General features: G+C 56.7%; 22 protein-coding genes. 12 read left to right on the forward strand and 10 right to left on the reverse strand.

Translation table 11 applies throughout. The features are described 5' to 3' along the window. The first annotated feature begins 35 nt into the window (after positions 1-35). The 3 genes from AC3DKS_RS05145 to AC3DKS_RS05155 all read left to right on the forward strand — a co-directional run bounded on the left by AC3DKS_RS05145 (position 36) and on the right by AC3DKS_RS05155 (position 2,366). Positions 36-1,820 carry a chloride channel protein gene (locus AC3DKS_RS05145; protein ID WP_015753107.1) on the forward strand — a complete coding sequence of 595 codons (1,785 nt, stop codon included), beginning with the start codon at positions 36-38 and terminating at the stop codon, positions 1,818-1,820. Next, positions 1,820-2,083 (forward strand): hypothetical protein, encoded by a 264-nt coding sequence (locus AC3DKS_RS05150; protein ID WP_015753108.1) that lies wholly within the window; start codon positions 1,820-1,822, stop codon positions 2,081-2,083. Before AC3DKS_RS05145 ends, AC3DKS_RS05150 begins: the two co-directional genes overlap by 1 nt. 88 nt (positions 2,084-2,171) lie before the next feature. Beyond that, positions 2,172-2,366: a cold-shock protein gene (locus AC3DKS_RS05155; protein ID WP_015753109.1), complete on the forward strand. Its 195-nt coding sequence runs from the start codon at positions 2,172-2,174 to the stop codon at positions 2,364-2,366. A gap of 76 nt (positions 2,367-2,442) precedes the next feature. Here AC3DKS_RS05155 and AC3DKS_RS05160 read toward each other — a convergent pair whose 3' ends face one another. Beyond that, positions 2,443-2,892: a nucleoside deaminase gene (locus AC3DKS_RS05160; RefSeq protein ID WP_474731021.1), complete on the reverse strand. Its 450-nt coding sequence runs from the start codon at positions 2,890-2,892 to the stop codon at positions 2,443-2,445. A gap of 98 nt (positions 2,893-2,990) precedes the next feature. Here AC3DKS_RS05160 and AC3DKS_RS05165 point away from each other — a divergent pair, with 98 nt between their 5' ends. After that, positions 2,991-4,763: a 1-deoxy-D-xylulose-5-phosphate synthase gene (locus AC3DKS_RS05165; RefSeq protein WP_474731024.1), complete on the forward strand. Its 1,773-nt coding sequence runs from the start codon at positions 2,991-2,993 to the stop codon at positions 4,761-4,763. After that, complete coding sequence (locus AC3DKS_RS05170; protein ID WP_015753112.1) at positions 4,756-5,859, forward strand: DUF3078 domain-containing protein; 1,104 nt, start codon at positions 4,756-4,758, stop codon at positions 5,857-5,859. The genes AC3DKS_RS05165 and AC3DKS_RS05170 overlap by 8 nt, the downstream gene beginning before the upstream one ends. Here the strand turns inward: AC3DKS_RS05170 and dgt are convergent, their stop codons facing one another. Further along, positions 5,860-7,206 (reverse strand): dGTP triphosphohydrolase, encoded by a 1,347-nt coding sequence (gene dgt / locus AC3DKS_RS05175; protein ID WP_474731178.1) that lies wholly within the window; start codon positions 7,204-7,206, stop codon positions 5,860-5,862. A gap of 198 nt (positions 7,207-7,404) precedes the next feature. On the opposite strand from dgt, the gene AC3DKS_RS05180 reads away from it, so the two are divergent. The 3 genes from AC3DKS_RS05180 (at position 7,405) to AC3DKS_RS05190 (ending at position 14,806) form a co-directional block, all read left to right on the forward strand. Further along, on the forward strand, positions 7,405-10,206 hold the full coding sequence (locus AC3DKS_RS05180) for a TonB-dependent receptor (protein WP_474731026.1): 2,802 nt from the start codon (positions 7,405-7,407) through the stop codon (positions 10,204-10,206). Between the two features lie 50 nt (positions 10,207-10,256). Further along, on the forward strand, positions 10,257-12,287 hold the full coding sequence (locus tag AC3DKS_RS05185) for a hypothetical protein (protein WP_474731028.1): 2,031 nt from the start codon (positions 10,257-10,259) through the stop codon (positions 12,285-12,287). A 260-nt stretch (positions 12,288-12,547) separates the two neighbouring features. Further along, entirely contained in the window at positions 12,548-14,806 is a 2,259-nt protein-coding gene (locus AC3DKS_RS05190; protein ID WP_272606813.1) for an inorganic phosphate transporter, read from the forward strand. A 130-nt stretch (positions 14,807-14,936) separates the two neighbouring features. Here AC3DKS_RS05190 and AC3DKS_RS05195 read toward each other — a convergent pair whose 3' ends face one another. Then, complete coding sequence (locus AC3DKS_RS05195) at positions 14,937-15,290, reverse strand: toxin-antitoxin system YwqK family antitoxin (protein ID WP_272606814.1); 354 nt, start codon at positions 15,288-15,290, stop codon at positions 14,937-14,939. 265 nt (positions 15,291-15,555) lie between these two features. Between AC3DKS_RS05195 and AC3DKS_RS05200 the strand changes: the two genes are divergently transcribed. Both AC3DKS_RS05200 and AC3DKS_RS05205 read left to right on the forward strand, forming a co-directional pair. After that, positions 15,556-16,287 (forward strand): DUF6503 family protein, encoded by a 732-nt coding sequence (locus tag AC3DKS_RS05200; protein WP_272606815.1) that lies wholly within the window; start codon positions 15,556-15,558, stop codon positions 16,285-16,287. Between the two features lie 183 nt (positions 16,288-16,470). Further along, positions 16,471-16,896, forward strand: a complete 426-nt coding sequence (locus AC3DKS_RS05205) for a hypothetical protein (RefSeq protein ID WP_272606816.1) — start codon at positions 16,471-16,473, stop codon at positions 16,894-16,896. 74 nt (positions 16,897-16,970) lie between these two features. On the opposite strand, the gene nadD is transcribed toward AC3DKS_RS05205, so the two are convergent. From nadD to AC3DKS_RS05235, 6 genes are all read right to left on the reverse strand, one after another. Further along, positions 16,971-17,555, reverse strand: coding sequence for a nicotinate (nicotinamide) nucleotide adenylyltransferase (gene nadD, locus AC3DKS_RS05210; RefSeq protein ID WP_272606817.1), 585 nt, complete (start codon positions 17,553-17,555; stop codon positions 16,971-16,973). Positions 17,556-17,573: 18 nt separating this feature from the next. Further along, entirely contained in the window at positions 17,574-18,224 is a 651-nt protein-coding gene (gene gmk / locus AC3DKS_RS05215; protein WP_272606818.1) for a guanylate kinase, read from the reverse strand. Continuing rightward, positions 18,224-19,081, reverse strand: coding sequence for a YicC/YloC family endoribonuclease (locus AC3DKS_RS05220; protein ID WP_272606819.1), 858 nt, complete (start codon positions 19,079-19,081; stop codon positions 18,224-18,226). The genes gmk and AC3DKS_RS05220 overlap by 1 nt, the downstream gene beginning before the upstream one ends. Before the next feature lie 113 nt (positions 19,082-19,194). Then, positions 19,195-20,010, reverse strand: coding sequence for a 3-keto-disaccharide hydrolase (locus AC3DKS_RS05225; RefSeq protein WP_015753123.1), 816 nt, complete (start codon positions 20,008-20,010; stop codon positions 19,195-19,197). Positions 20,011-20,012: 2 nt separating this feature from the next. Further along, positions 20,013-20,765 (reverse strand): 3-keto-disaccharide hydrolase, encoded by a 753-nt coding sequence (locus AC3DKS_RS05230; protein WP_272606820.1) that lies wholly within the window; start codon positions 20,763-20,765, stop codon positions 20,013-20,015. 33 nt (positions 20,766-20,798) lie between these two features. Then, entirely contained in the window at positions 20,799-21,851 is a 1,053-nt protein-coding gene (locus AC3DKS_RS05235; RefSeq protein ID WP_015753125.1) for a sugar phosphate isomerase/epimerase family protein, read from the reverse strand. A 223-nt stretch (positions 21,852-22,074) separates the two neighbouring features. Here AC3DKS_RS05235 and AC3DKS_RS05240 point away from each other — a divergent pair, with 223 nt between their 5' ends. Next, positions 22,075-23,781, forward strand: coding sequence for a GMC oxidoreductase (locus AC3DKS_RS05240; RefSeq protein WP_015753126.1), 1,707 nt, complete (start codon positions 22,075-22,077; stop codon positions 23,779-23,781). Positions 23,782-23,795: 14 nt separating this feature from the next. After that, complete coding sequence (locus AC3DKS_RS05245) at positions 23,796-24,260, forward strand: ASCH domain-containing protein (RefSeq protein ID WP_015753127.1); 465 nt, start codon at positions 23,796-23,798, stop codon at positions 24,258-24,260. A gap of 305 nt (positions 24,261-24,565) precedes the next feature. On the opposite strand, the gene AC3DKS_RS05250 is transcribed toward AC3DKS_RS05245, so the two are convergent. Next, positions 24,566-25,702 (reverse strand): Gfo/Idh/MocA family protein, encoded by a 1,137-nt coding sequence (locus AC3DKS_RS05250; RefSeq protein WP_272606821.1) that lies wholly within the window; start codon positions 25,700-25,702, stop codon positions 24,566-24,568. Between the last annotated feature and the right edge of the window lie 19 nt (positions 25,703-25,721).

Raw genomic sequence — 25,721 nt, forward strand, 5'->3', positions numbered from 1 at the left:
GGTATTTTTGTACTTTTAGGTAGATCGATCGGTAGATGGGCAACCAACCACATAGCTTACTGACCCGGTTCCTCAAGTGGCGGTACAAGCATATTTCCCATAAGACCTTTACCCACCTGATGAGCGTGGTCCTCGGTTTTCTGGCCGGCCTGGCTGCAGTTACCCTGAAGAACGCCACCTATTTCATCGAATCGGCCCTGGACCGGGGCGTATTGTTCCTGAGCGAAGAAATCTACTTCATCCTGCCCATCGTGGGGCTGACCCTGGTTTACCTGTACGTAAAATACGTGCACAAGGCGAAACTGGAACACGCCATCTCCTCCATCCTCTTTGCCCTCTCACGGAAGAAAGGGCTCATCCAGGCCAAAAAAATCGTCACCCCCCTGATCACCGCGCCGCTGACGGTTGGCTTCGGGGGGTCCGTGGGGTTGCTCGGCCCGGCCGTGGCCAGCGGAGCCGCCATCAGTTCCAACATTTCCCGCATGCTGCATATCAGTTCCCAGGAACGCTCCCTGCTAATTGCCTGCGCCTCGGCCGGGGCCATCGCCTCGGTGTTCCAGGCGCCGATCGCCGCAATCATCTTTGCCGTGGAGGTATTCAGCCTGGACCTGACCATGCTCTCAATGCTCCCCCTGCTCCTGGCCTCCATTTCCGGGGTGCTCACCTCCTATTTCTTCCTGGGGGACGAAAACCTGTTCACCTTTGAGCTGCAGGATTCCTTCGCCGTCCGCGACAGCCTGTACTATATCCTCCTGGGGATGGGGACGGCCGTGGCTTCCGTCTATTTTACGCGGATGTATTTCGGGATCATGAAACTCTTCCAGCCGCTGCGCAGCCCCAAGTACCGGTTGCTGGTGGGCGGCCTGGCAATCGGGACGATGCTGTACTTTATCCCGCCCCTCTACGGGGAGGGCTTCGGCTTTATCAACAGCCTGCTGGAGGGCGACCACCTGGCTGCCCTGGGCACCACGCCCTTTGACGCCTATACGCACAATATCTGGGTGGTTATCGGGTTGCTGTTCGGGATTACGCTGTTTAAGGCGGTGGCGATGACCACCACGTTTGCCGCCGGGGGGGCCGGGGGGATCTTTATCCCGACCATGGTGATGGGCGGCGCCCTGGGGAACATGCTCGCCAAGGTGATCAACAACCTGGGTCTCGGGCTGTCGGTGAGCGAGTCCAACTTTACGCTCATCGGGATGGCGGGCCTGATTGCCGGGGTGATCCACGCCCCGCTGACCGCCATTTTCCTGATCGCGGAAATCACCGGGGGCTACGACCTGTTTGTCCCCCTGATGATCACGGCTGCCATGTCTTTCCTCATAACGCGAAATACAATGGACCACACCATCTACACCCGGGAACTCGCCCGCATCGGCGCATTGATCACCCACAATAAGGACCAGACCGTCCTGACGCTCATGGAACTCGACGACGTAATTGAAACCGGCTTCCGGGAGGTGCGAAAGGAGATGACCCTGGGGGAAATGCTGCTGGAATCTGTGGCGAAGTCTACACGGAATATTTTCCCCGTGGTGGATGCCGACGGCAAGCTCGAGGGGATCGTCCTGTTGGACGACATCCGGGAATTCATGTTCGATACGGCCATGTACGACAAAATCACCGTGGCCTCCTTTCTGCAAAACCCGCCCGAAAAAATCTTTTACGAATCGGACAGCATGAAGCAGGTGATGAAGAAATTCCAGGACAGCGGGGCCTGGAACCTCCCGGTAGTCCGCAACGGGAAGTACGCCGGTTTTGTCTCAAAATCAAAACTGCTAACCGCTTACCGCCGCAAGTTGATTACCTTTGCACGGTAATGCGCACCCTGATACGATACGTGGTTTTGGCGATTGTCCTGGCCTCCCTGGCAGGCATTATCTACGGTTTTACCCGGATGGAGGAAGCCCCCCAGCAAGCCAACAAGTTCATAGGCTTCGGGGTAGTGGGCCTGTTCCTGCTGGCCATGCCCCTGTTTTTGGTTTCGGAATCCCGCGGGAAGAATATGAAGGATTACATGCTGACGGACCAAAAAATCCGCGAAATGCGCGAGAACCGGAAGAAATCCCCTGAAAATCAGTAATTTTTCCTAATTTCACTTTTTACAGGTACGACAGTTGAAAGAATTTCGTTTAACTTCGTACAACTTTTATTACTTAATATTTTTTTAAATGACTGGAACTGTTAAATTTTTCAATGAGTCCAAAGGTTATGGATTCATCACTAACGACGACACCGGAAGGGACATCTTCGTTCATGCCACGGCCCTGGACGGGCTGGTGCTGAACCAGGGGGACAAAGTAGAATATCAGGAAACTGAAGGACGAAAAGGAATGGTTGCGGCCGATGTGCACGTAATCGGATAGTTATATTTTATTTTGATGACAAGTACGCACCGCGCCCCTGGCGCGGTGTTTTTTTTTTTGCTCATATGCCGGGTGGCTAGTTCAGGTTCCGGCGCTCGATAAAGAACCGCTTGAGCAGGGCGGCGGCCTCCGCCTCCAGGATCCCCGGGGTAACCAGGGTCCTGGGATGCAGCTTCCCCCCCATGGCGGTGAATCCCCGCTGGGGGTCCGGCGCCCCGTAGACCACCCGGGAAACCTGGCTCCAGTACAGGGCCCCGGCACACATCTGACAGGGTTCCAGGGTCACGTAGAGCGTACAGTCCGTCAGGTACTTCCCCCCCAGGAAATTGGCAGCGGCGGTAATGGCCTGCATTTCTGCATGGGCCGTAACATCGTTGAGTTTCTCCGTGAGGTTGTGGGCCCGGGCAATGACCCGGTCCCGGACGGTGACCACCGCCCCTACCGGCACCTCCCCCAGATCAAAGGCCGCCTCGGCCTCCTGCAGGGCTTTCCGCATAAAAAACGCATCGTCGAGTATCAATTCCATCGGGCTAAAAATACAATATCTCGTCCGATCCTTTCTATCTGCGGTCCTGTCCATTCCACTTCCCGGAAATCGAATTTGCAGTACCTTTACCGGCGAAGATGCAAATCCTGGAGCAAATAAACGACCCGGCCGACCTGCGCGCACTTCCCGAAGACCGCCTCCCGCAGCTTGCGGCCGAACTCCGGGAATTCATCATCGACGTGGTTTCCGTCAAGGAAGGGCACCTGGGTGCCAGCCTGGGGGTGGTGGAACTGACCCTGGCCCTCCACTATGTGTTCAACACCCCGGAAGACCGGCTGATCTGGGATGTGGGCCACCAGGCCTACGGGCACAAAATCCTCACCGGACGGCGTGAATCGTTCCATACCAACCGGCAACAGGGGGGGATCAGCGGCTTCCCGAAACGGGACGAAAGCCCGTATGACGCCTTCGGTACGGGCCATGCTTCCACCTCCCTCTCCGCCCTGCTCGGCATGGCCCTGGCGGCCCGGCTCCAGGGAAAAATCGCCCGGAAGCACGTGGCCGTGATCGGGGATGCTTCCATTGCCGGGGGAATGGCCTTTGAAGCGCTGAACCACATGGGGGTGGCCGATACGGACGTGCTTGTCGTCCTCAACGACAACGCCATCGGGATCGACCCCAGCGTCGGGGCGCTCAAGGAATACCTAACCCGGGTCAAGGCCGGGGGGGCTGCCGGCGACAACCTGTTTGAAAACCTGAACCTTCACTACACCGGGCCCGTGGACGGCCACGACCTCCCCGGGCTGGTAGCCACGCTGAGGAAACTGGCCTCAAGGCCGGGGCCCAAGCTGCTCCACGTGGTTACCACCAAGGGGAAAGGCCTCCGGCAGGCCGAGGAAAACCAGGTGGTCTACCACGCCCCGGGGCGTTTTGACAAATACACGGGCGACCTGGTACGCCGCGAAAACGATCCGGGGCGGGGGCCGAAATACCAGGATGTGTTCGGGCATACCCTGGTGGAATTGGCCCGGGAGAACCCCCGCATCGTCGGGATTACCCCTGCCATGCCCTCGGGTAGCTCCCTGAAATACCTCATGGAGGAATTCCCGGACCGGGCCTTCGATGTGGGCATCGCCGAACAGCACGCGGTAACTTTGGCGGCCGGGATGGCGGCCGATGGGGCGGTTCCCTATTGCGCCATCTATTCCACCTTCCTGCAGCGCGCCTACGACCAGGTGATCCACGACGTGGCCATCCAACAGCTCCCCGTGGTATTCTGCCTGGACCGGGCCGGCCTGGTGGGCCAGGACGGGGCCACCCACCACGGGATCTTCGACATCGCCTACCTGCGGTGCATCCCGGGGCTGGTGGTGATGTCGCCCATGGACAACCGGGAGCTGCGCGACATGCTCTACACCGTCCAACTGGAACCCCGGGGCCCGGTGGCCATCCGCTATCCGCGCGGCTATAGCCGGCAGGCCAGTTGGAAACACCCTTTCCGAAGAATTCCCGTGGGAAAGGCACGAAAATTGCAGCAGGGAATAGCTGTTGCGGTGCTTACCCTGGGGCCCCTGGGCCAAACCATCCGGGAGGTATTGGGGGAAACGGAGAATCCGGAAGCCTTTGGGCATTACGATTTCCGGTTTGCCAAACCCCTGGACCGGGAAGCCTTGCGGGAGATTGCCCTTGCCTATGGGCAGGTGGTGACCCTGGAAGACGGGTGCCGGGAGGGCGGGTTTGGCAGTGCCGTCCTCGAAGCCCTTGCCGAGATGGGGTATAGCGGGAAGGTGCATCGCCTGGGTATCCCGGATGCCTTCCCCGGGCACGCCACAACCCAAGAACTATACGAAGAGCTGGGGCTCGACAAGGCCTCCCTGCTCCGGACCTTAAACAACCTGACGCATGAGTAACATCGGCGCGAAAACCAACCTCGTTGCAACAGCCTGCCTGTTGCTTTCAACCCTGGCCTTCGGGCAGGATACAATCCCCCGGACCATCGACAGCATCCCGACGGACACCCTGGTGATCCGCACGAACCAGTATCCGATCCGGATCATCCCCCGGGGGGTCAACCTCACGAACCCGGTGATTACCTTCAACGAGACCAAGCCGCTGATGCGCCGCAAAAAGCGCTTCCGGGTACCGTCGTTCTGGGAAAAGAAGAACGAATTCGACCTGCAACTCAGCGAGGTGGCCTTTGTTAACTGGAATGCAGGGGGCGACAATGCCGTATCGGCCATCGGCAAGCTCTACTTTGAGCGGAACTACAAATTCCGCTATTTCCAGTGGGACAACGACCTGGAACTCCGCTTTGGCTGGAACGCCCAGGAAGGGCGAAAATGGCGGAAGACGGACGACGCCATCCGGCTGAGCAGCACGATCGGCTACCGGCGGGATACGATCAGCAATTGGTACTATTCCGTGAAGATGAACTTCAACACGCAGTTTGCCGACGGTTTTAAATACCCGGACCGCAGCAAACCCATTTCCCGCTTTATGGCTCCGGGTTACCTGTTCCTCGGGGCGGGTACCTCCTATATCCCCGAGGGGAAGGACTTCAACCTCTATATCTCACCCCTGACCTTCAAGGGTACCTTTGTACTGGACCAGACCCTGGCCAACAACGGGGCGTTCGGGGTGGAAAAAGCCGTACTGGACAACAACGGCAATGTCCTGGAGCCCGGGTCCAACCTCTTTGCGGAACTCGGGTTTTTGGTTACCCATAAATGGGAATTGCCGATAACGGACAACGTGATTTTGAACCACAACCTCTCCCTTTATACGGACTACCTGCGGGTGTTCGGGAATGTGGACGTAGACTGGCAGGTCAAATTTAATTTCAAGGTGAATGAATTCATCCAGGCCACCCTGCTCACCCACCTGATTTATGACGACGACATCCTGTTTGACCGTGTAGAGGCCGACGACGGCACGGTGATTGACCCGGGCTCGCCCCGCACGCAGTTCCGACAACAGCTCGGCATCGGCATCAACTACAAATTCTGATCAGAGCTGCTTCCCGCTGATTTTGTTGTGCAGGTGGACGGCCGCCCCGTCCGAGAGGCTGGCCACATAGGAACAGGCCTGCAGCAGCACGTCGTAAACGGAGGTTGCCCCGGGCATGCGGGTGGTTTCTGGCAGCAGCTTCAGGATGAGCCCGTCGTAGGCGGATAATTCGCCTTCGAGTTGGCGGACCAGGGCTCCGGTCACTACTTCCAGGATGTCTGAGAGGATCGCATACCCGGCCACTTCCTTTTCCACCACCTCGGGCGACTGGTAGATGCGTTCCACGCTGATATTGAGGATGTCCGCGATCTGCGCCTTGTATCGGCTCCGATCCAGGAGGGCTACCGGGAATTCCCCGCTGAGGATCTCGGGCTCGTTTTCCATAAATACCCGGACGGCATCCCGCACCAGGGAATTGATTGCGATGGCCCGGAGGTAGCCCAACCGATCCTGCATGGCGGGGATGGCGCGGTACTTCTCCGTGTTGATGCCGTCGCTCACCAGCTTGATCAGGTATTCCAGGGCAAAGTCTTCCGGGATCAGCCCCAGGTTGATCCCATCCTCAAAGTCGATGATTGTGTAGCAGATATCGTCGGCGGCTTCCACCAGGTAGGTGAGCGGGTGCCGGCAATAGAAGCGGTCGGCCCCGGAGCCCAGCGTTTTCAGGCCGAGTTCCTCCGCCACCTCCCGGAAGCTGTCGGTGTCCGACTGGAAATACCCGAATTTTTTGGCGGCAATATGGGGGGCGGGTTTCCTGGGCAGGGATCCCTTGGGATATTTCATAAACGCCCCCAGGGTGGCGTGGCTCAGCCGCAGGCCGCCGGGGATCCCCTCCCGGGAAGCCGTGAGCAGGCGGAAGCCGTGGGCGTTGCCCTCAAAACGCACCAAATCCTCGAATTGATCTTCCGAAAGGGCATCCTGGTAGCGGCGTCCCGGGCCCCGGCTGAAAAAAGCGCCGATGGCCTTTTCCCCGCTGTGGCCAAAGGGTGGGTTCCCGATATCGTGTGCCAGGGCGGCGGCGGCCACAATGGCACCAAAATCGTTGAAACAGTACCCATGGACTTCGGACAGGTAGGGATGGGTCTTCAGGACCTCTGCCCCTGCCAGGCGACCCAGGCTGCGGCCCACCACGGAAACCTCCAGGCTGTGGGTTAGCCGGGTGTGCACAAAATCCGTCTTGGAGAGGGGGATCACCTGGGTTTTGTCCTGCAGGCTCCGGAAATACGGGGAGAAAATTATACGGTCGTAATCCACCTCAAATCCCAGGCGGGTCTCATCCTGTTCCCTGCGGAGGCGTTTATGTGTATCCCCGTGTCGTTTCAGCGACAACAGCCGCTCCCATTGCATCATACCAGTAGTTGTAGAAACCGCAAGATACTACATTTTCCAGGCCCTGTGGAGAGGCTTTTCCCACCTGTTAACATTGGGGTAACACCGTAACATTGAGCTAACGATAACGCAAAGAAGGTTTAATCCCAGGCTAACCCGAAACTTACAACCCCGGGCGTTCTTTGCGCCGGTACTAAGTATAGCGAAATAAATCCAATGAGAATTTTACTATTCGGGCTTTTTGCCCTTTCAAGTTTTATGGTGAGTGCACAAAATACAGGAAGTATTGCCGGGGTGCTCACCGACCAGGAAATGAACGGGGAACCCCTGCCGTTTGCCAATATCCTGATCAAGGGGACTACCACGGGAACCACCTCCGACTTTGACGGCCTGTATGAAATTGATGGGTTGGATCCGGGGGATTATACCGTGGTTTTCAGTTTCCTGGGTTACGAAACGGTGGAGATCCTGGCTTCTGTAGAGGCAGGGAAAATCACCCAGATCAATGTGCCCATGTCTGCCAATGAAGGCATGGCCCTGGACGAAGTGGTTGTGACCACCGTGTCCCGCAAGGACTCCGAGGTGGCTCTGCTGCTCGACCAGAAATCCGCCATCCTGATCCGGGAGAGTATCGGATCCCAGCAATTGGGGCGGATCGGCGTCTCGGACGCGGCCACCGCCACCACAAAAATCTCCGGGGTTACCGCCAGCGAGGCGTCCGGGGATATTTTTATCCGCGGCCTCGGCGACCGCTACCTCTCCACCACCCTGAACGGGCTGCCGGTCCCCTCCGACGACGTGGACCGGAAAAATATCGACCTGGGGTTGTTCCCTACGCGGGTGATCCAGAACGTCAGCATTGGGAAGACCTATTCCGTACAGAGTTCCGCCGACCAGGCCTCCGGGACGGTCAATATCACCTCCCGGGAACTCGTCGGGCAGAGCGAGCTGACCATCGGCCTGCGGGGCGGTGCAAATACGAACGTAATCCAGGACGGGGTGTTCGACAACTTCAAGTTGTCTCCCGCAAGCGCCAAGGCGCCCCTGGGGTATTACAGCTTCAACCGGTCCGTCCAGCAACTGATTACCCAGCAGGGATGGAATACCCGCACGGAGGAGGCACCCATGGACTATGTCCTGAACCTGGTGGCCGGGAAAAAATTCGGCGATCGCTTATCCGTGCTGCTCACTGGGTCACAAAGCCGGTCCTACGACTACGGCCAGGGGCTCTTCCGGCAATTCCGCTCCAACTTTATCGACGATACGCTGACGGATGCCACGCGGTGGCGGAAGCGGGAGGTTACTTCCGGTCTGCTCGATATGGTGTATTTCATCAACGAGAACCACAAACTCAAGTCGTCCTCTATCTTCCTGAATACCTTTACAGAAGAGATCTTTGAAGGGGGTCGCAACGGGGAGGGCTTCATCTTCGAGGAGACCGACCCGGCCGAAGGCCTCGGACAGTTTATCCGCGACCAGAACATCAAGCAAACCCAGATCCTGATTTCCCAGTTATTGGGGACCCATCGCCTCAGCCAGAAAAATTCCCTGCAGTGGGCCCTGGGCTTCAATAATGTGAATGCGGACGAGCCGAATCGGATCCGGAATGAGGTGAACTTTGACCCGGACGGATCCTTTGTGCAACTGGGCCGGACCGGCGGTTTCCAACAGCGGAAATCCAGCCAGGAAATACAGGACAGGGAATACAACGGCTACCTGAAAGACGTGATGGACATCATCCAGGAAGAGGATAAATCCTTCCGGATTGAGGTCGGCGTCAACTACCGGAACAAGGAGCGGGATTTTGAATCCGTATTCGTTGGGGTGGAGGAGCAATCCGTCAATACGGTGAACCCGCCTTCCATCGACAATATCGGGGCGATTTTCCAACCCGATAATTTTACAAGCGGCCGCCTCCAGTACAACCTGCTCCAGCCCGACCTGTACAATGGGAAACTGGAATCCATGGCCGGGTTTGCCGACTTTAATGTGGGCCTGAACAAATGGAATTTCAATGCCGGGCTGCGCTTCCAGCGGGACGAGATCAACGTCGGCTTTGACGTGGGGAACTTCCCGGGCCGGGTGGGCGAAACCATTAAGGAGTATTCAAACCTCTATCCGAGCCTGAACGTGCGGTACAGCATCGATGACCGGAATGCGCTCCGCCTGGCGATGAGCCGGACGATCACACTGCCGGAATTCAAGGAAATCGCGCCGTTTGAATACGTCTCCCAGGTGGGGCAGGTAACCCGGGGGAACCCGGACCTGGAAGCCTCCCGCGACCTGAACTACGACCTGAAATGGGAATACTTCCCCTCCGCCGGGGAACTCATCTCCCTGGCGGCCTTCTACAAGGAGATCTCGGACCCGATCAACCGGGTGCAGGACCGGGGTTCGGCCGGCGTGTTCTCCTATTTCAACTCCGGAAACAAAGCTGAGGTGATCGGGATTGAGGCCGAGGCCAAGGTAGACCTGATTACCGCCCCGGAAAACGAAGAGGGCCTGCGCGAGGGCTCCGGGCTGGGCCTGGTATTCAACGCCACGCGGATGTGGCACGAGCAGGATCTGAAAGAGGTCCGGGACGAAGAGGGGAACTTTATCCGCACCTTCCGCTACAAGGGCCTGACCGAAACCGGCCTGCAAGGGGCTTCCGACTGGATTTTCAACGCGAGCCTGAATTACTCCCTGGAAGGGGCCAACCCGTTTAACGCAACGCTGACGGCCAACTATGCCTCAGATAAGATCTTCTCCCTCGGGGCTCCGGAAATCCAGAGCCAGAGCGATACATTCTACAACGATGCCATCGTTGAAAAAGGCTTTGTGGTCCTCGACGCCGTCCTGATCCAGGAACTCGGGGAACACTGGCGGATCCGGCTGATGGGCCGGAACCTGCTTACACCGACAATTGAAAGGACCCAGCTGGTCCGCCCTAGTACCACCAATATTGAAACGGAAGAAGTTGTCCGTAGCTATACTTCTGGAGCACAGATCAGCCTGGGTCTCAATTATACATTTTGACCAAAAATGACCACTAACTGAAATCGATCACTAATTAAACCCCTCTCATTATGAAGACAAACATTTACAGAATCCTCACCTCAATGACGATGGTCTTCGCGCTGATGCTTGCGAGCTGCAGCAGCGATGACGGAGGCCCCGACCCACCCGTACAGGCCACCTGTTCGGATGGGATCCAGAATGGAGATGAAATCGGTATTGACTGCGGAGGCTCCTGCACAGCTTGTGTGGAGGAAGAAGACGCGAACCTGTCCGGCAGTCTGGAAGAAGACCGCACCCTCGACCCGACGGTTGCCTATACGCTCACCGGCACCTACAGCGTGGAAAGCGGTGTCACCCTGAGGATCCCTGCAGGGACCGTGATCACCTCCCAATCGGGGACCGATAAATATATCGTGGTCCAGAAAGGCGGGCAGATCGATATCCAGGGGTCTGCCGTGAATCCGGTCGTGATGACCTCAACCGGCCAGAACCCGGGCGACTGGGGCGGCCTGGTGATTGCCGGAAACGCCACCACCACCGAAGGAGTGGACGCCATTGCCGAAGTAGGCGGGATCGTTTACGGGGGAACTGACGACGCGGACAGCTCCGGGTCCATCTCCTACCTGATCATCAACTACGCCGGCGCCCAGATTAACTCCGAGTCCCAGTACAACGGCCTCTCCCTGTATGCCGTCGGTTCCGGGACTTCTATCGACAACGTCGCCATCCTCAACGGTACGGACGACGGGGTAGAGTTCTTTGGCGGTACGGTAAGCGCCTCCAATTTCTACCTGGAAAACAACGAAGACGACGCAGTTGACTGGACAGAAGGCTGGAACGGTACGCTGACCAACACCCTGGTACTCCATACGATTGCCGGATTCTCTACAGCCGTTGAGGCCGACGGGATAAACGGCAACCCGACCCTGGCCAACTTTACCGCCGTATCCACTACTGGCGGAACGGCCCTGCAATTTAAGAAGGAGTCCGGGGCCACCATTACCGGCCTTTCCCTGACAGGATACGAAGTTTCCGTTGACATGCGGGACGGCGGGCCGCTGGCCAATGTCCAGATCGACGGCGCAGCTGCGGATCCGGCCGAGACCTACCTGGCCGACCCGACGGTGGAAGCCACAGCCTTTGCCTGGGTGGATACGGATGTTTCTGTTGAGACGCAGGACCTTGAAGGTTCCATGACTACGGACATGACCCTGGATGCCAGCGTCATCTACCGCCTCCGCGGCAGTTTCAGCGTGGATGCCGGCACCCTTACCATCCCTGCCGGCACGCGCATCATTGCCGACGCGGAACAGGGAGCGGCTACTGAAACGTACATCGTGGTTAAGAAAGGTGCCATGATCGACATCCAGGGCACTGCCGAAGCCCCTGTGGTAATGACCTCTTCCAGCCAGCAGCCCGGAGACTGGGGCGGCCTGGTAATCCTGGGGGATGCCACCACGTCTGAAGGCGTGGATGCCATTGCCGAAGTAGGCGGGTTTGTTTACGGCGGCACTAACGATACGGATAACTCCGGCTCCATCGAATACCTCGTAATCAACTACGCCGGGGCCCAGATCAATTCCGAGTCCCAGTACAATGGCCTTTCCCTGTACGCCGTTGGTTCCGGGACCACCATCAACAACGTCGCCATCCTGAATGGTACGGACGACGGGGTTGAATTCTTTGGCGGTACGGTCAGCGCTTCGAATTTTTACCTGGCCAACAACGAAGACGACGCGGTGGACTGGACAGAAGGCTGGAACGGCACACTCACCAACACCCTGGTTGTACACGACATCGAAGGATTCTCTACTGCGGTAGAGGCCGATGGTGTGGATGCGGGGGTTGCGGTTCCGACCCTGGAGAATTTTACGGCTGTTTCCTCCACCGGCGGCACGGCCCTGCAGTTCAAGAAAACCACCGGCGCCATTATCACCAATATCCTGCTGGACGGGTACACCGTAAATGTGGATATGCGTGACAGCGGCCCGGTAGGGAATATCGAAGTAGACGGTACGGCAATGACCACCGTAGACGACGACGTCTTTGGCGGAACCGGAGTGGATACCTCTGTATTCGCTTGGTTTACCGGAGAATAATTAGCTAGGATTAATTACACTTGTTCTCAAAGAAGGCCCCGCCGGTTTCGGCGGGGCTTTTTATTTGATGGATACCAGGGTTCTTATACAACCCGGGCCGACATGGATACCAGGAATAACACGGAATTGAAACAGTACTTCAGCCTGTAATGCGAATCCCCGGAATTCTCCGTAATATTGGGGCGCGGGAGACTTTTCATAACCTTATTTTAACGTTACTCCCCATTAATAAGTTGATTTTTGTGTTTATTTGAAGCACTATGGGGGACGACCTCTATCTCTACATGATCATTGCCCTGGCTATCCTGGCCATCTCCGACCTGGTGGTGGGGGTCAGCAACGATGCAGTGAACTTTCTCAATTCCGCCCTGGGGTCCAAGGCTATTTCCTTCCGTACCATTATGATCGTTGCGAGTATCGGGATTGCCTTTGGGGCCATGTCCTCGAGCGGGATGATGGAAGTAGCCCGGAAGGGAATTTTTGTGCCCGGGGAATTTATGTTTTCGGAAATCATGATCATCTTCATGGCTGTTATGATTACCGATGTCCTGCTGCTGGACTTTTTCAACACCCTGGGGATGCCCACATCCACGACAGTTTCCATCGTTTTTGAGCTATTGGGTGCGGCCGTTATCACAAGCCTGATCAAAATGTCCGCCGCCGACGAAAGTTTCCTGAACCTGGGGAACTACATCAACAACGACAAGGCCATCGAGATAATCCTCGGCATTGTCCTGTCGGTATTGATTGCCTTTACCATCGGCGCGCTGATACAATTCCTCTCGCGATTATTCCTCACCTTCGAGTTCCAGAAAAAGGCCACCTGGAAAGCTTCTGTATTCGGCGGGCTGGCCATTGCGGGGATCGTATACTTTATCCTTATCAAGGGACTGAGCAGCACAAACCTTTTCAATGGCCTGGTGATAGATTTCGTGGAACAGAACACCTTGCTCTTCCTGGTTGGCAATGCAATCGTCTGGTCGCTGGTATGCGGCCTGTTGCAAAGCCTGGCAAAACTGAATATCTACCAGATCATCATCGTTTTCGGGACCTTTGCCCTGGCCATGGCCTTTGCCGGAAACGACCTGGTTAATTTTATCGGGGTCCCTATCGCCGCCTACCAGTCCTTCCTGGACTGGAGCGCTTCCGGGGTAGGGGCGGACAACTATGCCATGGACGGACTGGCTGCCGCTGTGCAGACGCCAACCCTGCTGTTGTTGCTGTCGGGCGTGGTGATGATCCTGACGCTCTGGTTTTCCACCAAAGCCCTTTTTGTTACGGAAACCGAGATTAACCTGGCGCGGGAAGGCGAAGGGGAAGAGCGGTTCCGCCCGAATTATCTGTCCCGGCAAATCGTCCGGCTCACTGTTGCGGCCGTTGAAACCATTTCCTCCCTGCCTCCAAAAAAGGTTCAGGCAGCTATCTCCCGAAGGTTTGAACGGGCCCCCAGCTATACGAGCCGGGTCCAGGCCAAGGAGAAGCCGGCCTTCGATATGGTCCGGGCATCGGTAAACCTGATGGTGGCCAGCGTCCTGATTTCCATTGCCACTTCTATGAAACTGCCGCTCTCCACAACTTATGTCACCTTTATGGTGGCAATGGGTACTTCCCTGGCCGACCGGGCCTGGGGCTCGGAAAGTGCGGTATATCGGGTTGCGGGCGTCCTTAACGTTATCGGAGGATGGTTCCTCACGGCCATTACGGCCTTTACAGGAGCCGGGATCGTCGCCTACCTGATCTACCTGGGTGGGGCCTGGGCTATCGGATTGTTATTTGTACTGGCCCTGGTAATCCTGATCCGGAATTACTTAAACCATAAAAAACGCAGCCGGGAGCTCAAGGAGGAATACGTATTGAGGCGAACGGAAAGCAGCACCATCAGCGAAGTCATCGAAGACAGCGCGGACAATGTGGCAGTAGCCATCAAACGGGTAAACAAAATCTACACCTCCAGCATGGAGGGACTCGTAAAGCACGACCTGAACTCCCTGAAAAAAAGCACGAAACACATCCGGAAACTGGATACAGAAGTCGAAAACCTCCGGGAAAGCATCTTCTACTTTATCAAAAACCTGGATGAGGGAAGCGTCAAGGCATCCAACCTGTACCTGCAGATTTTGCGGTACCTTCAGGATATGACCCAGTCCTTGGAACACATCTCCAAGAGTTCCTATAAACACGTCAACAACAACCACAAGAAATTGCGCTTCCAGCAATTGCGGGACCTGAAGGAAACAGATTCCTTTGTCTCCGGTTTTTTTAAGGAGGTCCAGGAAATATTTTCGGAAGGGAATTTTGAGGAACTGACCCAGACGCTGATCCGGCAGGAGGAACTCTTACAACGGGTAGATGCAAAAATCCGCAAGCAAATTGAACGGACCCGGGGGGATGAATCGAGCCCTAAAAACACAGCCCTGTATTTCAACCTGCTTCAGGAGACACGAGACCTTCTGGAAGCTACCTTCAAGCTCATGGAGATCTACGACGTTAACATCAACAAAATCGAATTGGAATTATAATCGACCTGGAATGCCTTCATTATGCAACCGGTCCGGCCATTGGTGTCCCTGGTTTCCCGGTTGCACCGGTCAAAAAAAAAGCCCGCTGCATGGCGGGCTTTATCGTTGACGGAATCGTTTCGGTAGCGAGTTATCTGTTCACCGCTACCCGGGTGCCGTTGTTCCAATTGACTACGTTCACGATAGCATTATCGGAGTAGTCTACTTCACGCAGGTTATCTTCTTCCCAGAAAAACCATTTTCCGGTTTTGTTACCTGCAGCGTATTGCCCGATGGCGACCTTTTTCCCGGAAGTGTCAAACATGATCCATTCCCCGTGCAATTGGCCGTCCAGGAAAAACCCGGTCTGGGCAACCGCACCGTTTTCATGATAATATGTAGCCTTCACCAGGTCATCAGTCCGCTCAAACTGCGGCTCAGGTTGTTGCGCCTCGATTGAAATCACACCACAAATCAACATCAAAAGTGTCATAATTCTATACATAATACTGTGGTTTTATGTGTTGTACTTTACATTAACGTAACAAATATACAATTATTTTACGTCAATATTACTTTCAGCTAACTTTTTATTTACATTAAGTTTACATTAAAGATATTGGTGCCTGTTTATCAGTATATTAAACACCGCCCACTAAGCGTAGTGGTTTACCAAAAACCTGGGAAAAATGGTGTTTATCGACTCCATTTAATGCCAGTTGTCCCCAACGATTCGCAAAACACTATTTTTAAGAACTAATACCGATCCTATGGGATACCTGCAATTCTTTTGTCTTTACGTCCTGGTTCTCCTCTCCCCGCCTGCACTTGAATCCCAGCAGATAACCGCCCCCGAACTGCTGGAAAAAAGCATCGCGTACCACGACCCGCAGGGTCAATGGGGCCGGCTCCGGGCGGATTTTGAAATCCTGGCCGAACGGCCGGGGGGATCAGACCGCCTCAGCACCATCCACATGGATCAGGCTGCTTCCCTTTTTCGTATCCGCGTGGAACAGGAAGGGGTAACCAAGACCTATCAGGTACACGGGGGCCACTGCCGCCTGTGGTACCAGGGCGAGGCCGGGTTCCCGGAAGAAACAGCCGCATCGGAAAATCTTACTTGCGAGCGGGCCTCCCTGCTCCGCGACTACTACAGCTACCTCTACGGCCTGCCGATGAAACTCCGGGATCCGGGTACCGTGATGGAGCCGGAGGTGACCCGGGCCGATTTCCACGGGAAGGAATACCTCGTGATCGAGGTGCGGTACGAGCCGGGTACCGGATCCGATACCTGGCGCTTCTATTTCGACCCGGTAACCTCCGCCCTGGGGGCCTACCAGTTCTTCCATGACGTGGCCGCAAATGACGGGGAGTACATCCTATTGGAAGGGGAAGCCGCAATCGGGACCATGCGGGTACCCGAATTCCGCAAATGGTACCGCAACGATACGGGGGAATACCTGGGTTCCGATCGGTTGCGGCCTGCAGGCAGCCGCGAGTAGCCCATTCCTGCCCATTTCTGCCAATTCATGCCCGGGCAGCCCCTCGGTAACTTTTCCCTTCCGGGTAGACCGCCCGAATGCGCCGTGCATTTCCTCCGATATTTTGGGAGTTTGTCGATTTTCTCGCAACCTGAAATTTGCGAATCGGATTATTTGTAACTTTTAATAGCAAATAGCATACTAATGACCGGAACGGAACTCGAAACTACCTTCCTGGCGGAACACCGGCTGGCAATCGGTACGTTTCGGTTCTACCGCAACCTGGTCATCGGCCGGATTGACGAAGGGCAGCAGGTAACCCTGGACAGCGCCCTGCCGGTAATTGCCATCGGCATCGAATTCTACAACCGGAAGCGACCAGCTGTTTACCTCTCGGACCGGCAGCACTCCTACTCCATGGATCCGACCCTCCACCTGGAGGCCCACAAGCTATTCCCCTTCTTACTCGGATACGGGGTGGTTGCATACAATGACATCAACCGTCGCGTGGCCGAGTTGGAGCAACAATTCGTGCCCTGCCCGAGCGGGATTTTCGATTCGATGGATGCAGGGCTCGCCTGGGCGATGCAATTGATCGGGGAACAGGAAAAATCCCGTCCGCATCGGTAAAAGTACCGGAGGCGCGGGCAAAATGCCCAAATACGCAATGAGAAGTCCCAGAGGCACGGGCAGCGGCCCCTGCCCTACCGGTAGAAATTCATTTCATCCATGTACTTCCACACGGCTTCCGGCAACAAGGGCCGCACATTTTTCCCCGCCGCGTGTTGCTTCCGGATAAAAGTGGCCGACAATTCCATCACCGGGGCATCCACCCGCGAAATAGCGGGGTGGTCCCGGAGCGCTTCCGGAATGTCCCCGGGCCCGAGCCGCGGATAGACGTAAATGGAATAGTATTCCAGGATGGCTTCGTAGTTTTTCCACTTATGGAGGCCCTTGAGGTTGTCTTCCCCCATGATCAGGGAAAATTGGCGGGAGTCCCCATGTTTCTCGCGCAGGTGGGTGAGCGTATCGATGGTGTAGTTGGGCTGGGGCAGTTTAAATTCCGCATCGCAGACCTCCAGCCGCGGATACTCCCTGACTGCCTCGTAGACCATCTGGAACCGGTGGTAGTCGTCCAGCAGGCTGTCCTTTTTCTTGAAGGGGCTGCGGGGGGTAACCACAAACCACACCTGGTCCAGATCTGAGAATTCCGCCAGGTGGTTGGCAATGATCAGGTGGCCGATATGGATCGGGTTGAAGGTGCCGAAAAACAAGCCGGTTTTCTTCATGCTTGCGGGTACTGTGGTTTAGGAAGGGTTTTTTGCATCCGTCCCGTTCCCGCCGGCGTCCAAATCGCGGGTTTTCGCCCGGTTTTCGCCCGGTTCAGCCTCCCCGACATAGCCGGCCACGAGGTCCCGGGCTTCCTTCAGGGCAACCTCCAGGTCGTAGTTCTTGATGATCCGGTCGAACTGGGGGGCGGTGGCCAGCTCCACGGATGCCTTGGCAATCCGCATATTGATCTTCTCATCGCTTTCCGTGCTCCTTTTCTTGAGGCGGATCTTCAGCTCGTCCACACTGGGCGGCTTGACAAATACAGCCAGTGTCTGGTCCGGGAACTTTTTCTTGATGCGCAACCCCCCGGCCACGTCGATGTCGAATATCACGTTCTTCCCCTCGGCCCAGAGGCGCTCCACCTCGCTTTTCAGCGTGCCGTAGAAATTGTCCCGGTACACCTCCTCCCATTCCAGGAAATCGCCGTTTTTGATGTGTTGTTTAAACTCCGACACGGTCATGAAATAGTAGTGCTCCCCTTGTTTCTCCTTGGGCCGCCGCGGGCGGGAAGTGGCCGAAACCGAGAAGGCGAGGTTCAGGTTGGGCTGTTCCAGCAGGTGGCGTACAATGGTGGTCTTGCCGCTGCCGGACGGGGCTGAGAATACGATGAGTTTTCCTCCTGCCATTACAGTACGTTCAGGATTTGTTCCTTGACTTTTTCCAGCTCGTCTTTCATCTGCACGACAATCCGCTGCATGGGGGCGTCGTTGGCCTTGGAACCGATGGTATTGATTTCCCTGCCGATCTCCTGGCAGATAAAACCCAGCTTTTTGCCATTGGAATCCGCGCTGTCCAGGCTCTGCCTGAAATATTCCAGGTGCTTGGCCAGGCGCACTTTTTCCTCGGTGATGTCGTACTTCTCCAGATAGTAGATCAGTTCCTGTTCAAAGCGGTTTTCGTCCACGTTCTCCCGGATCTCCGCCACGGCTCGCTGGAGGCGCTCCCGGACAGCAGCCAGCCGGTCCGTGTCCCGCTTGTCAACGGCATCCAGATGGGAAAGGATGGCCTCGATACGCTGGCGGAAGTCATTTTCCAGGGCTTTCCCTTCGTCACGCCGGAATTCCTTAAGGGCCGACAGCGCCTGTTGCAGGGCGGCTTCGATGGCTGCAAATTCCTCCGGGTCGATTTCCTCCCGTTCCGTGCGCAACGCATCCGGAAGGCGGAGCGCCATGGCCAGGAAATTCTGGGAATCTCCCTCGGCGAGTTCCCCGAGCTGCTCCATGTACTTTTTGACGATGGCCCCATTGATCTCCGCCGAGGGTTGGTCGCCGGTCAGTTCCACATAGAGGCTGAAATCGACCTTCCCCCTTTCGAGTTCCCGGGCAATGCGGTTGCGGAAGACCAGTTCCTTTTCCCGGTAGGCCTGGGGCACCCGGGCATTGATATCCAGGTTTTTACTGTTGAGGGATTTGAGTTCTACGGTGATTTTCTTTCCGGGAGACTGGATGACGTGTTTCCCGAAGCCGGTCATGGAGTGGATCATTCCTGCGTGGTCTGTTTTGCCAAAGGTAGTAAATTCTGCCCGTGAAAAAAGGGCCGCCAGACGTGTGCTGGCGGCCCTTTCATATTATAACGCATGCGTATTGCCGAAGGCGATCAGAGCTCCCGAACCCAGATGTTCCGGTAACTCACCCGGCTGTTGTCGCCGTGGTCCTGGAGAATGAGGGGTCCCTTCCCGTGGGCCGGGTTGTCCGGCCAGCCGATATAGGGGGTCGTTCCCTTGAGTTCCACATGGTCCTGCACCAGCACGCCGTTGTGGATCACTGTCAGCGTCCCGGAGCGGATCTTCTCGCCGGCCTCGTTGAACTCGGGCATGTGGTAGATGATGTCGTACGTATTCCATTCCCCGGACGGCACGGAGGCCATGGCCAGGGGGATGTGCTGCTTATAGACGGAGGCCACCTGCCCGTTCACGTAGGTATCGTTGTCGTTGTTGTCCAGCACCTGCACTTCGTAGAGCCCGTTCAGAAACACCCCGCTGTTCCCGCGGTTCTGCCCGTCGCGCTGCACATCCGCCGGGGAGCGCCACTCCAGGTGAAGCTGGATATCGCCAAACTCCTGTTTCGTCCGGATGTCGCCCGTCTTGTCGGCTACAGTCATGCTGCCGTCGTCGTTCAGGTGCCATTTCACCTCAGAACTGTCGCTGACCATCTGCCACTGGTCAAAACCGCCTCCGTCAAACAGTACAATCGCATCGCTGGGGGCCCCGTTCTGGCCGTAGGGGTCCACTTTCGGTGGCACGGGCTCATACACCTCGGTGGCCTCGGGTTCTGTAGGCTCCTCGCCCTGATATTCCTCATGGACAATAGGCTCGGGCCCGCCGGCCGTTTCCGGTTCCGTCGATTGTTCCGGTTGCTGCTGGCATGCGCCCAGCAGGGCCATTCCAGCCAGGCCGGTAAGTAACTTCTTCATGATTATAGCGGTTTGATTTTAATATTCCTGAAGGCCACCCGGTCGCCGTGGTCCTGCAGCCCGATCTTCCCTTCGTGGTACTGGCCAAAGCCTTCCCACCCGTCGAACTTGGAGTCCGCCACCATGGCATCCCAGGCGTCATTCCCCAGGGGAAAGGTGAGCAGCTCGGTACCGTTCATCACCACTTTGCCGGTCTCCCCGGCGTAATCGATGGTAATCTCCATGGTATTCCATTCGCCCACCGGGCGCGTAACATCCTCGGACGGGGCGATCATGTCGTAGAGGGCTCCGGCCTGGTGGGTGGTACCTGCCTTGGCATCCGGGTGCTTTTCGTTGTCCAGCACCTGGATCTCCGGGCCGGTCTGGTAGGGCTGGCCAAATTGCTCGAGTTCCTCGACGCCCCAGAACACCCCGCTGTTCCCCCCTTCGCTGATCTGCCATTCCAGGGAGAGTACGAAATTCTCGAATTTGGACTCGGTGACCAGGTTGTAGCTGGCTCCCTCCGGCCGTTCGGCAGGGGGGGTAAAGACCATGGCCCCCTCTTCGATGGACCAGGTGTCCGGCACCCCTTCCTGGTTGTAGCCCTTCCAGCCGTCAAAAGATGTCCCGTCAAACAGGACGTTCCAGTCCGACGCCTCATTTTCCGGGGTTGCGGTCTCTGCGGATTCCGCAACTTCTTCGGATGGTGTTTCCTTGTTTTCCTTGCAGGCGATTACTGCAAAAAAGCAGCAGGCCAGCAATGTCAGTTTTCTCATTTCAGTTTGAATATTTAGTGGTTCGTGAGGTTTTTATTGTCCCAGGATCTTCCGGAGCATCTCTTTGTCGATCTCCCCCCCGGCAAAGTCGTCGAAGGTTTTCTCCGTGGCTTCGATGATGTGGTCCTGGATGAATTTGGCGCCTTCCCGGGCGCCCTGTTCGGGGCTCTTGATACAGCATTCCCACTCCATCACGGCCCACACGTCGCACCCGTATTGGGTCAGCTTGGAAAAAATCGTCTTAAAGTCGATCTGCCCGTCGCCCAGGGAGCGATAGCGACCGGCCCGGTCGCCCCAGTCGTTGTACCCGCCGAACGCCCCTTTCTTCCCGGTGGGGTTGAATTCGGAATCCTTCACGTGGAAGGAACGGATAAATTCGTGGTAGTGGTCGATGTATTCGATGTAGTCCAGTTGCTGGAGTACAAAATGACTCGGGTCGTAGAGGATATTCACGCGGGGGTGGTTGCCGGTGGCCTCCAAAAAGCGCTCAAAGGTATCCCCGTCGTGCAAGTCCTCCCCGGGGTGGATTTCGTAACAGACGTCTACCCCTTCCTTGTCGAAGTGGTCCAGGATGGGTTTCCAGCGCTTTGCCAGTTCCTCAAAGCCCATTTCCACCAGCCCGGGCGGACGTTGCGGCCAGGGGTGGAAGGTATGCCAGAGGAGTGCGCCGGAAAAAGTAGCGTGTGCCTTGATCCCGAGCCGGCGACTTGCCGTAGCAGCCTTCTTTACCACGTCTACGGCCCATTCTGTCCGGGCCTTCGGGTTGTTTTTGACGGCGTCGGGGGCGAAGTTGTCGAACATCAGGTCGTAGGCCGGGTGGACGGCTACCAACTGCCCCTGCAGGTGCGTGGATAGCTCGGTGATCTCCAGGCCGTAGGACTGTACTTTCCCTTTCAGCTCGTCACAGTAATCCTGGCTTTCCGCCGCTTTGTCCAGGTCGATCAGGAAGTGCTCCCAGGTGGGAATCTGAATGCCTTTGTACCCCAGGTCCGAGGCCCATTTGCACATGCCGTCCAGGCTGTTGAATGGCGCTTTGTCGTCGACGAATTGGGCCAGGAAAACCGCCGGCCCCTTGATAGTTTTCATTTCTTGTCAGTTTTTGGTAGTTGTAAAATTTTTCACCTCCCGCCGCGTTGTAAAATGGGGCAGCCGCCCGCATCCGAGGGCGCCCGGACTCCGGTTTCGCCGGAGCTTTTATCCCGCAGCAGTTTGTGAATTATACCCTATATTTAATGAATCGAAAATATCCGGGTAGTCGCGGAGCGACCGTCATAAAGATAGAAAATACCCGAGAATAAACCGTGGAAACGTGAGTAAACCCTCAGGAGAATACGACGCCATTGTCGTCGGTACCGGAATCACCGGCGGATGGGCCGCCAAAGAACTATGTGAAAAAGGCCTGAAGACCCTGGTCCTGGAGCGCGGCAAGATGGTGAAGCATATAGAGGATTACCCAACGGCGAACCTGGATGACTGGGACCTGCCTTACGGCAACCAGATGGACCGCAAACGCCAGCGGCAATACCACAAACAACTCCGCGTAGGTTGGGCGCCCCGTCCGGACGTGGCGCATTTTTTTGTCAACGACCTGGAACACCCCTACCAGGAAACCAAGCGTTTTGACTGGATCCGCGGCTACCAGGTAGGCGGCCGTTCCCTGACCTGGGGCCGGCAGAGCTACCGTTGGAGCGACGTGGATTTTGAAGCGAACAAGAAAGACGGGATAGCCGTGGATTGGCCGGTGCGCTACAAAGACATCGCCCCCTGGTACGACAAGGTGGAATCCTATATTGGCGTCAGCGGAGAGGCCCTGGGGCTCCCCCACCTGCCGGATGGAAAATTCCAGCCGCCCATGGGCCTGAATTGCCCGGAGGAAGACCTGAAAAAGGCTGTTTCCGGGTCCTTTTCGGACGGACGCGTCCTCACAGTGGGGCGGGCAGCCCATATTACCGATCCGAACGCCGTTCCCGAGGGACGCAACCCCTGCCAGTTCCGCGATCGCTGCTGGCGCGGATGTCCGTTTGGCGGGTATTTCAGCAGCAACAGCAGTACGCTGCCAGCGGCCGAACGCACCGGGAACATGACCCTGATGCCCCTGGCCATTGTCCACGAAGTCATCGTCGACGAAGCCACCGGCCGGGCCACCGGCGTCAAAGTAATCGACACGGAAACCCACGAACAGCTAACCTTCAACGCCAAAGTGATCTTCCTCTGCGCTTCGGCCATGGCCACCGTGGGCATCCTGATGAAATCCCGGAGCTCCCGTTTCCCGGACGGAATCGGCAACAACCACGACCAGTTGGGCCGCAATATCATGGACCACCACTACCAGTTGGGGGCCCGTGCCAGCGTGGAAGGCCACCTGGACAAATACTATAAAGGCCGTCGTCCGAACGGCTTCTATATTCCCCGCTTTGTCAACCTGGGCCGGGATTCGGAGAAAAAAGACTACCTCCGGGGCTTCGGGTACCAGGGCTCTGCCAGCCGCGGCGACTGGACGGAATCGGTAGCCGAAATGGGGTACGGGGCCGGCCTGAAGGACAGCATCATGAAACCGGGGAAATGGACTATCGGGGCTACCGGCTTTGGGGAGATGCTCCCCTATCACGACAACCGGGTACGCCTGAGCGAAACGGAAAAAGACCAGTGGGGGCTGCCCCAGCTGGATTTCGACGTCGAATTCAAAGAAAACGAATACCGCATGCGGGAGGATATCCTCCGGCAGATCGTCGCGATGTTTGAAGCGGCGGGCTTTAAGGATATTGAAACCTACGAACGGGAAACCGGGCCCGGGCTGGGCATCCACGAAATGGGCGGGGCCCGCATGGGCCACGACCCGAAAACCTCCGTGGTCAACCGGCATAACCAGGTCCACGACGTGCCGAACATCTACGTCACCGACGGGGCGTTTATGACCTCGGCCAGCTGCGTAAACCCGTCCCTGACCTATATGGCCTTTACCGCCCGGGCTGCACATCACGCAGCCGAACAATTCAAGGCTGGCGCCTTTAGTTAATCCCACACCACCCGATGAAAAACACATCTGCAAAACGCCTCTGGGGCGATTACCTGGACCGTCACCTGGAATACGCCTTCACCGGCGAACCCAAAGTGCGCCCCCTGGGCCGCGATGCCGACCAGGCCAACCGGAACCTCCAATTGGTCCTGAAGGGAAAAAAACGCTCTTACAGCCATGCCCTCCTGGGCTTGCAGCACCGGGGGGAGACCCTGCCCAGGATCGGGGACTTTACCGTCTTAACGGATTGGGAGGGTCAGGCCCGGTGCATTGTCCGGACAGTGGCCGTGCGGCTCAAGCCTTTTTTCAGCATCTCTTCCTCCTACGCCAAGCTGGAAGGGGAAGGAGACGGGTCTCTGGAGCAGTGGAAAAAATCGCACTGGGAGGCATTTGCCCGGGAACTGGAGCCCTTTGGCAGGGTTCCGAGGGAAAGTATGATCGTGGTGTGCGAGGTGTTTGAGAAAGTGTACGAGGGGTAAGGCTGATTTGAAGATTTGCCGATTTGAAGATTTGAAGATGTGCCGATTTGAAGATTTCAATATGGCAATTGGGTTTAAGGGTGAATGCTTTTGCGGTACTTCCTGCCGGCGCTCCCCTCCACCTATAAACCGGAATCCCTGGTTTAGTCCTCGTCGTCTTCGTCGTCGTCCCGGTCATCGTCTTCCCGGGGGGTCGTCTTCGTCGTCGGCCCGGTCATCGTCTTCCCGGGGGTCGTCTTCTTCGGCCTCGCCATAAAAAAGCCCGGACCAACCCGGGCTTATTTATTTCTGATAAACGGGTTGCGTCAATCCAGATCCACCCAGGTGTTCCCGGATTTGTGGGATGCTACCGTGGCCTCAATGAAGTTCAGGCCGCGGACTCCGTCTGTCATGGTCGGGAATTCCCCGTCGTTGTACTTTTGTCCGCGGATGGCCTTGGCCACGCCCCGGTAGATGTTGCCCATCGCATCGAAAATGCCTTCCGGGTGCCCGGCCGGGAGCTTGGTTCCATCCAGCGACAGCTCGGAATTGTATGCGTGCCCGGGTTTGTATACCCGCACGGGTTCCGTGTCGGACAACAGGTAGAGGAAGTTGGGGCGTTCCTGTTCCCATCGGAAACCGGCCTTTTCGCCGTAAATCGTAATGGCCAGTCCGTTCTCCTCCCCGGTGGCTACCTGGCTGGCGCGGATTACGCCCTTCACGTGTTCGTCCATTCGGATCAGCACCGTGCCGTCCACATCCATGACGTTGTCGTCATACAGGTAGTTGAAGTCGCAAAGAAGCGATTTGATTTTCAGGCCCGTGGTGAATTCCACCATGTTGAAAGCGTGGACGCCGATATCCCCCATACAGGAGCTGATGCCCGCTTTCTTCGGATCGAGCCGCCAGACCGAATTCCGCTTTTCCTTATCGTGGATAATCGGGTTGATCCAGCCCTGGTAATACCGGGCATCCACCTTGTGGATCTTCCCGAGGGCACCGGCCTTAATCATTTCCCGCATCTGGCGCACCATCGGATAACCCGTATAGGTGTGGGTAACGGCAAAAACCTTCCCGGATTTCTCGTGCAGGTCGCGAAGGGTTTTGGCCTCTTCGTACGTGGTGGTCATCGGTTTCTCGCAGATTACGTGGAAGCCGTTTTCCAGGAGTTTTTTGGCCATGGGGTAATGGAGGAAATTCGGCGTTTGGATGGAACACACCTGGATCCGCTCGGATTCCGGCAGTTTGGTCTCCTCGGCAATCAGCGTATCAAAATCCGGATAGATACGGTCGGTTGAAATCCCAAGTTCCCGGGCAAATTCCAGGCTTTGTGCATGGTCCGGGTTAAAGACCGCTCCGGTAATCTCATAGCTGTCGTACATATGGGCGGCAACCCGGTGGAGGACGCCGATCAATGAATCGCCCCCGCCTCCGAGGATACCCAGTTTTATCTTTTCAGGCATAGTATTAGGTAATTTTTGA

The sequence above is a fragment of the Robiginitalea sp. genome, from assembly GCF_982776155.1.

Coding starts and splice junctions, on each gene's coding strand:
- AC3DKS_RS05180 (WP_474731026.1), top strand. CDS start 7,405: ATGAGAATTTTACTATTCGGGCTTTTTGCCCTTTCAAGTTTTATGGTG.
- AC3DKS_RS05245 (WP_015753127.1), top strand. CDS start 23,796: ATGAAAAACACATCTGCAAAACGCCTCTGGGGCGATTACCTGGACCGT.
- AC3DKS_RS05170 (WP_015753112.1), top strand. CDS start 4,756: ATGAGTAACATCGGCGCGAAAACCAACCTCGTTGCAACAGCCTGCCTG.
- AC3DKS_RS05225 (WP_015753123.1), bottom strand. CDS start 20,010: ATGAAGAAGTTACTTACCGGCCTGGCTGGAATGGCCCTGCTGGGCGCA.
- AC3DKS_RS05200 (WP_272606815.1), top strand. CDS start 15,556: ATGGGATACCTGCAATTCTTTTGTCTTTACGTCCTGGTTCTCCTCTCC.
- gmk (WP_272606818.1), bottom strand. CDS start 18,224: ATGGCAGGAGGAAAACTCATCGTATTCTCAGCCCCGTCCGGCAGCGGC.
- nadD (WP_272606817.1), bottom strand. CDS start 17,555: ATGAAGAAAACCGGCTTGTTTTTCGGCACCTTCAACCCGATCCATATC.
- AC3DKS_RS05220 (WP_272606819.1), bottom strand. CDS start 19,081: ATGATCCACTCCATGACCGGCTTCGGGAAACACGTCATCCAGTCTCCC.
- AC3DKS_RS05235 (WP_015753125.1), bottom strand. CDS start 21,851: ATGAAAACTATCAAGGGGCCGGCGGTTTTCCTGGCCCAATTCGTCGAC.
- AC3DKS_RS05190 (WP_272606813.1), top strand. CDS start 12,548: ATGGGGGACGACCTCTATCTCTACATGATCATTGCCCTGGCTATCCTG.
- AC3DKS_RS05160 (WP_474731021.1), bottom strand. CDS start 2,892: ATGGAATTGATACTCGACGATGCGTTTTTTATGCGGAAAGCCCTGCAG.
- AC3DKS_RS05250 (WP_272606821.1), bottom strand. CDS start 25,702: ATGCCTGAAAAGATAAAACTGGGTATCCTCGGAGGCGGGGGCGATTCA.
- AC3DKS_RS05155 (WP_015753109.1), top strand. CDS start 2,172: ATGACTGGAACTGTTAAATTTTTCAATGAGTCCAAAGGTTATGGATTC.
- dgt (WP_474731178.1), bottom strand. CDS start 7,206: ATGCAATGGGAGCGGCTGTTGTCGCTGAAACGACACGGGGATACACAT.
- AC3DKS_RS05205 (WP_272606816.1), top strand. CDS start 16,471: ATGACCGGAACGGAACTCGAAACTACCTTCCTGGCGGAACACCGGCTG.
- AC3DKS_RS05145 (WP_015753107.1), top strand. CDS start 36: ATGGGCAACCAACCACATAGCTTACTGACCCGGTTCCTCAAGTGGCGG.
- AC3DKS_RS05150 (WP_015753108.1), top strand. CDS start 1,820: ATGCGCACCCTGATACGATACGTGGTTTTGGCGATTGTCCTGGCCTCC.
- AC3DKS_RS05185 (WP_474731028.1), top strand. CDS start 10,257: ATGAAGACAAACATTTACAGAATCCTCACCTCAATGACGATGGTCTTC.
- AC3DKS_RS05165 (WP_474731024.1), top strand. CDS start 2,991: ATGCAAATCCTGGAGCAAATAAACGACCCGGCCGACCTGCGCGCACTT.
- AC3DKS_RS05230 (WP_272606820.1), bottom strand. CDS start 20,765: ATGAGAAAACTGACATTGCTGGCCTGCTGCTTTTTTGCAGTAATCGCC.
- AC3DKS_RS05195 (WP_272606814.1), bottom strand. CDS start 15,290: ATGTATAGAATTATGACACTTTTGATGTTGATTTGTGGTGTGATTTCA.